Genomic DNA, 9,046 nt, shown 5'->3' with positions numbered 1-9,046 from the left:
CGGGTTCGGGGGCCAGTTCCTGGATGATGTCGCAGCCCGGTTCGCCGCGCACCAGGAACCGACCGAGGGGACCGGGGCCACCGATGGGGGTGCCCATGGATTCGGCCCGCGCCCGCTTGGTGGGGCTGAGGTCGGTCAGGTCTGGACGATGTGATTCGCGGGTATAGATTACCCGGATACCCCGGGTCCGGGCGGCCTGCAAGACCCGTTGTAATGGCTCTATCGCGGCCCGGGTGCCTTCCAGTGAATTGCCCATCCGGGCGAAGTAACCATCAGGACTGAGAAAGTCGGCCTGCATGTCGATCACCAGCAAGGCGGTGTCGGCCGCGCTCCACTGACCCGCGAGGGGCCAGTGGTAGGGGTGGGACTGAGTCAGAGGTGACCAGCTCATTGCGCGGCTGACTCCATAAACGTTGTGGGGAAGCGAAGTTTGATGTAGCCGGGGTCGCCCAGCACCGTCTCTCCCGGAAACTCCACGCCGATCACTTCTGGGCCGCTGGCGCCCTCACCCAATAGGCCTTTCTCAAAGGCGAACTGGGTCATTGCCTTGAGGCCGTTCGAGAAGTCGTCGCTGCTCACCAGGTCGATGGCCTCTTCGGGGCTGAAAAAGTTGATGGTGGCGATCTGGCTCATAAAGCCGGCCCGATCCGTTTGCACAGCATCCGCCATGTCGGCGATGGCTTTATCGTGGTTGGGATGATCCGGTTCCAGCATGGCGATGACTTCGTACCAGGCGCCAGCCAGTGCCTTGCCCAGCTCCGGGTGTTGCTCCAGTGTTTCGGTGTGAACCAACAGAGCGTCGGTGATTTCATTGGGAATGTCTGAGCTGTCGAACAGCAGGCTGCTGTTGGGCATTTGGTCGAGAATTTCGCTCAACTGCGGTTTCCATGTGACTACAGCCTGACTGTCATCGGTCTGGAAAGCGGCGATGATGTCGGCATCTGAAGTGTTCACCACGGTCAGGTCGCGCTCGCTCATGCCCTGTTCATCCAGGGCTCGGGCCAGCAGGTAGTGTGATCCCGAGTACTCCACCAGGTTGACCCGGCCGCCTTTGAGGTCGGCGATGGTTTTGTCCTTGCCTTTCATGATCAGTCCGTCGCTGCCATTGGAGGCGTTGAGCAGCACCGCTACGGTGGAGTCGACGCCGCCGGCGGCGGGAATGGTGAGCGCGTCCAGTGTAATGGCAATTACGCCGTCAAACTCGCCCGCAGTGTACTGGTTCTGAGCTTCGATGTAGTCGTTCAGCTGCACCGCTTCAATGTCGATGTCGTAACGCTTGGCCCACTTGTCGAGAATTCCGGTTTCTTCGGCGTAACCCAGAGGCATGCTACCCGCGTAGATGGTCCAGGCGATCCGGAAAGTGTCGTCGTCGGCGAGTGCAGGCTGGGCGCCGGCGAGTAAAGTGGCGGCCAGGCCGAGGGGAATGAGTCGTTGCATGATGATCTCCAGTGAGAATCGGGAAAAGACCCAATTAGTGTGGCCTGCGTAAAGGCTCGGAAAAATGACCGTGTCTGCAGGTTTACCTGACGCCCGCCGCCGGTAAACCCCGCATCTCAACGATGGTGGCCAGGTCCTGACGAAAGGCGGCCACAGCCGGATGAGGCATTTCCTTGCGGCGGGGAATCACCATCTCAATGGTGGAGCGTCTCTGATAGTGGTCGGGTCGGATCGCGACCATCTGCCCATTTTCCAGCCAGCGACGCGCGTAGTGGCTGGGCAGGAAGCCTACGTGGGTGCCCGCCAGAATCAGCAGCGCAGCCGCCTCAATATTACTGACCCAGGCGGTGATTCGCCCCGGCTCTCCTCCCAGCGGGCGGGTGTCTTGGGCATTGAGAAATTGCCGGGCCACCTTGGCGCAGGCGCTAAGAGTGTCCTTTACCTCTTCCAGGGACTCGGCCTCCGCAAGTGGGTGAAAAGGGGAGCAAACCAGCCAGTCCGTTTCCGCATAAAGGGGTTGATAATCCAACTCTTCCAGATGAGTGGGAAAAATACCGATACCCACATCGGCCCTGTGATCCAGCAGTGCCTGTTCAATCTGGGCCGGACTGAACACATCGACATGCAGGTGCACCTGGTTGTCCGAGCGCCCACCGTAACGGGCCAGCAACTCCTTGAGCGGGCAGTTGGGGTCGGTGATCAGATTGTCGATCATCGCCAGATGAACATGCCCAGAAAGTTGTCCTCTCAGACGGTCCGCGCGTTCCTCGAATCGTCGCAATGCTTGGTTCAAGGCAAGCGTTTCGCGATAGACGCGTTCCCCATGGGGCGTAAGGGAAAAGCCACTGCGGCCGCGCTCGCACAGGCGCAGCTTCAGTCGCTCTTCCAACTGGCGTAGCTGCCGACTGATGGTGGAAGCGTCCCGGTTGAGTAGGGTCTGGGCGCTCGCGATACCACGGCTTTCCACTACCGCGACAAAAACATCCAGCAGCCGTAAGTCAATATCGGTCAGGTGCATAAGTGATACCGCCTAAGAGCAAGTCGATTGACACAGTCTTCAACGGTCTCACGCCGTCTGAACCATTTACCGCTGCAAGGCTTGTACCTACAGGGAGTCCTTGTGAGTCCAGGGGCTGACGCTGCAAACTGCTCAATCTTGGTGCAGTCCATGGAGTTGCACGGGCAGCTGCTCCATTTCGGTGCCCACGATAATATTCTTTCGCGTCAGCTAGCGGTTGCCATGAACCTGGGACTACACTTTATAGAAGGGACTCGCGCGGTTGGGAGTGGCTGGCATGGGAATTGCCCATCGGAATAGTGTAGATGGGCTTTTGCGGTGCGGTGGCCGAGTGGTTTCAGCGGCGAAAGAAGTCCTGCAAGAGACACAAGAGACAACCCCGATTCACCGGTGAGGGGATGCACGATGCAGGCCCTCCCGATTGACAGGACAACAGCGAATGGCCAAAAACTTGTATATGCTGCCCGAGGGCTTACCGGAGCCTCAGGACGATGGCGCCTGCGATCATCTGCAGGGCATGGCAGTTCCCAGTCTGGCGCTCCCGAGCACCGGGAAGGAAACGGTAGACCTCAGTGCAATCAGCGGCACCGCCGTGGTGTTCTTTTACCCCATGACCGGCAAGCCGGAACAGCCACCCATGAGAGGTTGGAACAAAATTCCCGGGGCACGAGGGTGCACCACCCAGTGTTGCGCGTTCCGGGATCGGTATCCGGAGTTCCAACAAATGGGGGTGGAAGTGTACGGGGTGAGCGCCCAGCCCCTCGAGGATCAGCGCGAAACCGTCGCGCGCTTGCGCCTGCCGTACCCCCTGCTCAATGACAGCGAGCTCAAGCTTGCTCAGGCACTGGAGCTCCCCACCTTCGATTACGATCAGTCCCGTTACATCAAACGGTTGACGCTTTTGATCGAGGGGGGCGTGATCCGGCAGGTGTACTACCCGGTGTTTCCGCCCCACCTCAATCCCACGGATATTCTCACTAAGCTCAGGCGTTGAGACGCAGGCCGATATCCAGGTTGGCCGCCAGGCAGGGCCAGCGACGCAGCTCCTCGGACCAACCCCGGTCCCGGTGCTGCGCAATATAGGCGTTGAAGTTATCGCCCTCGAACGGGTACTCGTTGAGCAGTAGTTCGGCGGAGAAGAGTACCGCCTGATCCAGCTCGTTGGCGAAAGGTTCCCCGATCAGTTCATGAGCAATGACGTTGGCGCGGGTGGTATCCATGGGCGCCAGTGGAATGCCGCAATAGCCGATGAAACGGTCGTTGACCTCTTCAAGCAGGCGATGGGCCAAGTAGGCTTCGTCCAGCAATGCCACCAGATGACTGCGGCCTCTGACCAGATCCGGGGGGGACAGAAAATAATCGCAGGCGATATTGAGCAGTGGCGCCACCCGATCATTGACCCCCGCCTCCCGAGTGAGGGCATCAATGGCCCCGATAAACGCGGGCACATGCTCCACGTAGCGCACCACGAAATCATGAAGTGCGGCCTCGGCCTGAAGGGGTGGTAACTGAATCGCCACGTGCAATCGATCCGCCCGACGTTGAATGATCCGGCTCAGTTGCCCTGTCTCCAGGTCCTGTTGTTTCGCGGCCTGAATCAGGGCGCGAATGTCGTCGAGTGGTCGCAGACACATGACCTTGGCATGAACCTCCCGGCCCGTGATGGTAAATGCTCGATGAGTGTGGCGGTGGCGGTATGCACCGCGGTCGGCGTCCAGCCAGGGTCAGTCGGGTGTCGACTCGGCCGGTAATGCGTCGGCGGGGGATACCCGCAGAGCGAACAGTCGCACGGCGTGTGCTCACCCTTAAACTTAATTCAAAACCCGGTAAATACAAGGCGGTTTTAAGAGTGATTGCTTATAACCGTTGGCGAAAAACGTATGGAACGTTACTTGGGTCAGGCCGGTAGCAGCCAGCGACGGCGACGATTCAGGTAGTAATACACCGCACCCAGGGAAATCCCCCGGGCGCCGTTAAAGGCCAGAAACGCCAGCCAGAGGCCGTGATTGCCCAGTGGCTGCAGCCACCACCATAGCGGCAGAAACACCAGCAGCGCCGACCCGACGACGGAGTACTGCATGATAGCGGTCCGGCCGCTGCCCAGGTAAACCCCGTCCAACTGATAACCCCAGACGCCCACCAGAGGAACCAGGCAAATCCAGAGGTAGTGCGCCCGGACCTGTTCGAGGACCGGCTCCAGACTGGTGAACAACCCGGGCCACCAGGGCGCGCCGGCGATAAAAACCAGACTGATCAGCGCCGCGCAGGCCAGGGCCCAGAGGGTAGTCAGCCGCACCGTCTGGCGCAGAGCGTCAGCCTGACGGGCGCCCACCGCTCGACCCGCCAGCGCCTCGGCGGCGTGAGCGAAGCCGTCCAGTGCGTAGGAGGTGCAGCAGAACCGCATTGGCCGCCAGTATCTGGTCGCCCAGTCGGGCCCCCTGGGCGGCAAAAAAGGCAAAGACCAACAGCAGACACAAGGTGCGGACAAACAGGTGGCGATTGACCTGCAGCAGTGCCCGGTAGGCGTTCCACTGGCGCAGATGGAGCCGATCAAGCTGTCCGGGAAGCCGAATCAGGTGGTGCCTGAGCAGGCCCAGACCGACCAACAGCCCACCATACTCGGCCAGCACACTGGCCCAGGCGGCACCGTCGCTCTTCATCCCCAGCCCCAGAATCAACAGGGCGTCGAGCAGGATATTGAGCAGGTTGGTGGTCAGCAGAATCATCAGCGGGCGTCGGGTATCCTGACGGCCAATAAACCAGCCGATCAGGGCGAAGTTCATCAGGCTGGCCGGGGCGCCCCACAGGCGGATCTCGCCGTAACTCTGGGCCAGCGCGGCCACCTCCGGGCTGGCTCCCATCCAGCCCAGCGCCGTGGGGATCAGCCAGGGGCCGAGGGCGATGATCAGCAGTGCCAGGCCCAGGGCGAGTATCAGACTCTGGGCGAGCACCAGGCGGATGGCGTCATGGTCTTCCGCGCCGGTCGCCCGAGCGGCCACGCTGGTGGTGCCCATGCGCAGAAATCCGAAGGACCAGAACAAGAGTGTCAGAACGCTCGCCCCCAGGCTCACGGCACCGAGATAAACCGGGCTGCCCAGGTGGCCGAGAATGGCGGTATCCACGGCGCCGAGCAATGGAATGGACAGGTTGCTCAGCATCATCGGCCAAGCGAGTTGCCAGATCTGTCGGTGGTTGGGGCGGGTATCGGTCATGGCGGCAGTATCAACTTGGAGGTACCCGTTAAGGCCCGGGCGGAGCGGGAGTGTAACGCCTGTCTACGCAACAATAAATAAACGCTAAGGGTATAAAAGCATTGACTTTTTTTTGTCGCTATGGCCTCCTTGTTGTCGGTGGTTGCGACAATTAGCCGCAGTGCACTGGCCGTACCCCGCCACGCGAACCCGTTGGTTATTCAGCCGACATTGACTCTTACCCCTGATTGCCGATGAATGACGGCAAGTGAGGGAGTGTCGTATCGTGTGTCGGTTGATCCCGGGCCGCGGGGCGACGCGTCGCAACGGTGGGGCATTGAAAGAGCCCCGGTAGTTTCACAATAAACATAAGCTAGCTACACGGAGAATTTGGGCGATGTTTAAACGAGCGCATAGGCGGTCTGCCTGGCTGCTTGCCCCTGCCGTGCTGATGACCAGTTATCAGACCCTGGCAGACGAGGTTGAGCGTTGGAAGTTTAATATGACCGAGGGGGTAACGCCGGTCAGTCGCGAGATCCAGGGTCTCCATATGGAGATGTTCTGGTGGTGCGTGGCGATTGGTGTAGTGGTCTTCGGGATCATGTTCTACAGCATGATCATGCACCGCAAATCCCGCAACGTAAAACCGGCCAACTTTCACGAACACGTCGGCCTGGAGATTCTCTGGACGGCCATTCCGCTGGTGATTCTGGTCATCATGGCCATTCCTGCCACCAGTAGTCTGATCAAACTTTACGATTCCACAGAAGCGGAAGTCGATGTCCTGATCACCGGCTATCAGTGGCGCTGGAAGTATGATTACGTCGAAGACGATGTCAGCTTTTTCAGTAACCTGAGCACCCCGCGGGACGAAATCGACGGCTTTGCCCCTAAAAACCCCAACTATCTGCTCGAAGTGGATGAGCCTCTGGTGTTGCCTGTGGGTCAGAAAGTCCGCTTCCTGATTACCGCCTCGGACGTGATTCACGCCTGGTGGGTGCCGGATCTCGGAGTGAAGAAAGACGCTATTCCCGGCTTCATCAATGAATCCTGGGCGCTGATTGAAGAGCCCGGTATCTACCGCGGTCAGTGCGCTGAATTGTGCGGCAAGGACCACGGCTTTATGCCGATTGTGGTCGAGGCGCTGCCGGAAGAAGAGTACAACCAGTGGCTCGCGGACAAGAAGGCCGAGGCCGAAGAGCTGGCCAAACTGACCGAGCAGACCTTCAGCTTTGATGAGCTCTACGAGCGTGGTGAGGATGTGTATGGCCGCTGGTGTGCCGCCTGTCACCAGGCCGACGGCTCGGGTGTTCCCGGGACCTTCCCGGCACTGCACGGCGATAGTCTGGCGGTCGGACCTATCGAGGATCATATCGATGTGATCGTCAACGGGGTGTCCGGCACCGCGATGCAGGCGTTCGGTGAACAGCTCAGCGAAGTGGACATCGCCGCGGTGGTGACCTACGAGCGCAACGCCTGGGGCAACAACATGGGCGACGAAGCCCAGCCCATTGATATCTATAACCATAAACAGGGCAACTAGGAGGTATCGCAATGGCTCACGGCCCCGCAAAAGGTATTACTCGCTGGTTGTACACCACCAACCACAAAGACATTGGTGCAATGTACCTGTGGTTCAGCTTTACCATGTTCTTCCTGGGTGGCCTGTTCGCCCTGGTGATTCGTGCCGAGCTGTTCCAGCCCGGTCTGCAGATTGTCGAACCCAACTTCTTTAACCAGATGACCACCATGCACGGCCTGGTGATGGTCTTTGGTGCGGTCATGCCGGCCTTTGTCGGCCTGGCCAACTGGTTGATCCCGGTCATGATCGGCGCTCCCGATATGGCGCTGCCGCGGATGAACAATTGGAGTTTCTGGATTTTGCCGTTCGCGTTTCTGATGTTGGTGTCCACGCTGTTTATGGAGGGCGGTGCCCCCAACTTCGGCTGGACCTTCTACGCGCCGCTGTCCACCACCTACGCGCCGCCGTCGGTGACCTTCTTCATTTTTGCCATCCACATTATGGGTGCCAGTTCCATCATGGGGGCGATCAACATCATCGCTACCATCATGAACATGCGCGCCCCCGGCATGACCATGATGAAGATGCCGCTGTTTGTCTGGACCTGGCTGATCACCGCCTTCCTGCTGATTGCGGTCATGCCGGTACTGGCGGGTGTGGTCACCATGATGCTGATGGACATTCATTTCGGCACCAGCTTCTTCAACGCCGCCGGTGGCGGTGATCCGGTACTGTTCCAGCACGTGTTCTGGTTCTTCGGTCACCCCGAGGTGTACATCATGATTCTGCCGGCGTTCGGCATTATCAGCGCGATCATCCCCACCTTCGCGCGCAAGCCGTTGTTCGGCTACTCCTCCATGGTGTACGCCACCGCATCGATCGCCTTCCTGAGCTTCATCGTGTGGGCGCACCACATGTTTACCGTGGGTATGCCCATCGCCGGTGAGCTGTTCTTCATGTACGCCACCATGCTGATCGCCGTGCCCACCGGGGTGAAGGTATTCAACTGGGTGGCCACCATGTTCCGCGGTGCCATGACCTTTGAAACTCCGATGCTGTTCGCGGTGGCCTTCGTCATCCTGTTTACCATCGGCGGCTTCTCAGGCCTGATGCTGGCCATAGCCCCGGCGGATTTCCAGTACCACGACACCTACTTTGTGGTGGCGCACTTCCATTATGTGCTGGTGCCCGGTGCGATTTTCTCGATCACCGCCGGCGTTTACTACTGGCTGCCCAAATGGTGTGGCCGGATGTACAACGAAACCATGGGTAAGACCCACTTCTGGCTGGCGTTTATCGGCCTGAACCTGACATTCTTCCCCATGCATTTCTCCGGTCTGGCGGGTATGCCGCGGCGGATTCCGGATTACCACATGATGTTTGCCGACTGGAACATGATCTCCTCCGTGGGCGCCTTCCTGTTCGGTGCGGCACAGGTGTTGTTCCTGTACATCGTGGTATCCACCATCCTGCGCGGCAAGCCGGCGACCGCCAAAGTGTGGGATAACCCGGAAGGTCTGGAGTGGACGCTGCCGTCACCGGCGCCGTACCACACCTTCAGCACGCCGCCGGAAATCAAGTAAACGGCATCATCAAGGGGGCATGGTATGAAATGGCTTTTCCCCAATAACCCGACCGCCGCACTCAGCGCGAAGCTGGGTGTGACGGTGGTGGGCATGTTCGTCTTTGCCATCTGGATCATGCCACCCCTGTACGATGCCTTCTGTGAAGTAACGGGCCTGAATGGCAAAACCGGTGGTCGCTACGAGGCGACCGATTCCGGCATTGATACCAGCCGGACCATCAAGGTCCAGTTTGTGTCCACCAACAATGAAGGTATGCCCTGGGAGTTCAAGCCAGCGGTGCGCACGGTGACGG

The 9,046-nt window shown here is 59.5% G+C and carries 10 protein-coding genes; 4 read left to right on the top strand and 6 right to left on the bottom strand.

The genetic code is table 11. The annotated features are described in order from the left end of the window. The 3 genes from B3520_RS05675 to B3520_RS05665 all read right to left on the bottom strand — a co-directional run. The coding region (locus tag B3520_RS05675; protein ID WP_286875608.1) for a cysteine hydrolase family protein at nt 1–391 on the bottom strand (391 nt) is incomplete at its 3' end. After that, on the bottom strand, nt 388–1,437 hold the full coding sequence (locus B3520_RS05670) for a putative urea ABC transporter substrate-binding protein (RefSeq protein WP_286804171.1): 1,050 nt from the start codon (nt 1,435–1,437) through the stop codon (nt 388–390). The genes B3520_RS05675 and B3520_RS05670, both read right to left, overlap by 4 nt. 82 nt (nt 1,438–1,519) lie before the next feature. Beyond that, nucleotides 1,520–2,455 (bottom strand): LysR family transcriptional regulator, encoded by a 936-nt coding sequence (locus B3520_RS05665; RefSeq protein ID WP_286804172.1) that lies wholly within the window; start codon nt 2,453–2,455, stop codon nt 1,520–1,522. A 439-nt stretch (nt 2,456–2,894) separates the two neighbouring features. Between B3520_RS05665 and B3520_RS05660 the strand changes: the two genes are divergently transcribed. Continuing rightward, complete coding sequence (locus B3520_RS05660) at nt 2,895–3,449, top strand: peroxiredoxin (protein ID WP_123639449.1); 555 nt, start codon at nt 2,895–2,897, stop codon at nt 3,447–3,449. On the opposite strand, the gene B3520_RS05655 is transcribed toward B3520_RS05660, so the two are convergent. The 3 genes from B3520_RS05655 to B3520_RS05645 all read right to left on the bottom strand — a co-directional run bounded on the left by B3520_RS05655 (nt 3,439) and on the right by B3520_RS05645 (nt 5,667). Next, nucleotides 3,439–4,089, bottom strand: coding sequence for a hypothetical protein (locus tag B3520_RS05655; RefSeq protein ID WP_123639448.1), 651 nt, complete (start codon nt 4,087–4,089; stop codon nt 3,439–3,441). The genes B3520_RS05660 and B3520_RS05655 overlap by 11 nt on opposite strands. 263 nt (nt 4,090–4,352) lie before the next feature. Next, on the bottom strand, nt 4,353–4,787 hold the full coding sequence (locus B3520_RS05650; protein WP_286804173.1) for an MATE family efflux transporter: 435 nt from the start codon (nt 4,785–4,787) through the stop codon (nt 4,353–4,355). Next, nucleotides 4,768–5,667: an MATE family efflux transporter gene (locus B3520_RS05645; RefSeq protein ID WP_286804174.1), complete on the bottom strand. Its 900-nt coding sequence runs from the start codon at nt 5,665–5,667 to the stop codon at nt 4,768–4,770. The genes B3520_RS05650 and B3520_RS05645 overlap by 20 nt, the downstream gene beginning before the upstream one ends. A 376-nt stretch (nt 5,668–6,043) precedes the next feature. Between B3520_RS05645 and coxB the strand changes: the two genes are divergently transcribed. The 3 genes from coxB to B3520_RS05630 all read left to right on the top strand — a co-directional run. Beyond that, nucleotides 6,044–7,189 carry a cytochrome c oxidase subunit II gene (coxB, locus tag B3520_RS05640; protein ID WP_414673657.1) on the top strand — a complete coding sequence of 382 codons (1,146 nt, stop codon included), beginning with the start codon at nt 6,044–6,046 and terminating at the stop codon, nt 7,187–7,189. A gap of 11 nt (nt 7,190–7,200) precedes the next feature. Next, entirely contained in the window at nt 7,201–8,751 is a 1,551-nt protein-coding gene (gene ctaD / locus B3520_RS05635; RefSeq protein ID WP_286875607.1) for a cytochrome c oxidase subunit I, read from the top strand. A 24-nt stretch (nt 8,752–8,775) separates the two neighbouring features. Next, nucleotides 8,776–9,046, top strand: a 271-nt coding sequence (locus tag B3520_RS05630; RefSeq protein ID WP_286875605.1) for a cytochrome c oxidase assembly protein, incomplete at its 3' end; no start/stop codon positions are given.

It is taken from the genome of Marinimicrobium sp. UBA4509, from assembly GCF_002388575.1.
Taxonomy (GTDB): domain Bacteria; phylum Pseudomonadota; class Gammaproteobacteria; order Pseudomonadales; family Cellvibrionaceae; genus Marinimicrobium; species Marinimicrobium koreense.
This window is presented reverse-complemented; position numbering and strand designations above follow the sequence as displayed.